General features: G+C 47.1%; 2 protein-coding genes and 1 pseudogene. All 3 read right to left on the reverse strand.

Annotation, left to right across the window (positions count from 1 at the left end):
• Window positions 1-406 (reverse strand): annotated as a pseudogene (locus tag AB4Z17_RS33325) (xanthine dehydrogenase subunit D); the annotation flags it as partial.
• Between the two features lie 24 nt (window positions 407-430).
• Window positions 431-1,363 (reverse strand): FAD binding domain-containing protein, encoded by a 933-nt coding sequence (locus AB4Z17_RS33330; RefSeq protein WP_441964726.1) that lies wholly within the window; start codon window positions 1,361-1,363, stop codon window positions 431-433.
• A 20-nt stretch (window positions 1,364-1,383) separates the two neighbouring features.
• Window positions 1,384-1,880 (reverse strand): ABC transporter permease (locus AB4Z17_RS33335; protein ID WP_441964728.1); only part of this gene is annotated, 497 nt, incomplete at its 5' end.

Consider the following 1,880-nt stretch of genomic DNA (forward strand, 5'->3'; position numbering starts at 1 on the left):
GCTCAGGATCATCCACAACTTGCAAAACTTCATATTCAACTTCAATAAGTTCAATAGCTCTTTGTGCAATGGCAAGGGATTCAGCAGCTACTGTCGCTATTGCATCTCCCACATATCTCACCCGCTCCTCACATAAAACGGGCTGGTCAGGGTGTGCAATGCCAAAAGCATTTAATCCGGGGACATCTTCATAGGTAAGAACGGCGTGAACGCCTGACAATTGCTTGGCTTTATCGGTATGAATGGACAGAATACGCGCATGAGGATATTCACTTCGTAGTACAAGGCCAAAAAGCATATGCTCCCTTGTCATATCGGTTAAATAAGCAAGACTGCCCGTTACTTTACCTGGACCATCAGGACGAATTCGCCATCTTCCTCCACTGCTTGTGCGGTTTAAGAGCATACGCTCACTCCTTCCTGTCACTCCTTAATCTCTGGTTGCCTTCCAAAGCTCCGCTGTAATTACGTTAGCTGCTGTAATCTTCCGATACGAAGCGGTTGCGAACAAATCTTCCCTTGGTTCGTACTCTTGCAAAATACGATCATAGGCTTGCTGAAGAAGCTGATGATCCACGGCCGCTCCTATGATTTCTTCTTCTAATCGTTCTAGTCTTTGCGGAACCGTTTGTCCTCCTCCAAGCGCGATCACAAGTTCCGTGAGCACGCCAGCAGGCGAAATTGCACCCAATATTGCTGCTGTTACAATAGAAGGAGTAAATGCTTCACGACGTCCTACTTTATGGTAAGCGCCAAAACGCTTGATTGTCGAAATGGCATTTTCCTCTTCATCCATACACGCTGAGCTCTCTTCCCTTAATTGCGTGAACGGTAGGACGATGCTGAGGAGCAATCTCTCATGTCCTTGGTTCGGATCGTTGGCTTGAAGCAGATAACTGGATAAAGAAACTCGCTGCTCTAGTTCACCGTTAAACCAAATCACTTCAGCGTCATAGGCAAGGAGCGCGGGAATAGCGTCACCAATGAAGGAGGATATATTGCCGCCAATCGTTGCTAAATGCCGTATGGACGGCGCTGCTATTGTGCGTACTGCATCGGTGACTAGCGGGAAATTACGCTGCAGGAATGCATTCGTCCGACAAGCCTGCAAAGTCACTTGGCCGCCAATAATGACGCCAGATTCGCCGATTTTAACCTCATTTAATCCACGAATAGCACTTAAATCGATCAAATGTTTCGGGATAGCGGAAACCCCTGATTCCCACTGTGTTCGAAGTAAGGTTCCACCTGAAATATATATTCCTTCAAGCCCATAGCTTTGTTTAAGCAGCCATGCCTCCGCGGCCGACTGAGGATGCCATACAAGAGGAGACGACATGATCTCCTGAGCCTTCATGTTCATTGTTCTCCCCCCAATTATCGTTAGAATCGTTGCTCCCGAATGTAAGGAACACCCAGTGCTTCAGGTGAGCCTGATGGTTTATTACGATTGCGCCAGCCAAGAAACATAAGAATAAGTATCGTAACGACATAAGGAATCATTTTAAGAAAATAGGATGGTATTTCGCTGCCGATTAATTGGATGCGGAAGCCTAACATGTCTAACGCACCGAAGAAATAAGCACATAAGAGAGCCCTTATTGGATTCCATCTCGCAAAAATAACTAAAGCTACTGCGATCCAGCCACGTCCCGTCGTCATCCCCTCGGTCCATGTTGGCGAATAAACAAGGAGCAAATCTGCTCCCGCCAAGCCGATCAATACAGAGCCTGCGATAATATAGCCATATCGAAAGGCCTGAACTTGAATACCCATGACATCCGCCGTTGCCGGATTATCCCCCATCGCCCGCAGATGCAATCCCCATGAGGTACGATGAATAAAGAGATGCAGTACAATGACGAGCAGGAAGCTAAACC

This window comes from Paenibacillus sp. TAF43_2 (genome assembly GCF_052113545.1).
GTDB lineage: Bacteria > Bacillota > Bacilli > Paenibacillales > Paenibacillaceae > Pristimantibacillus.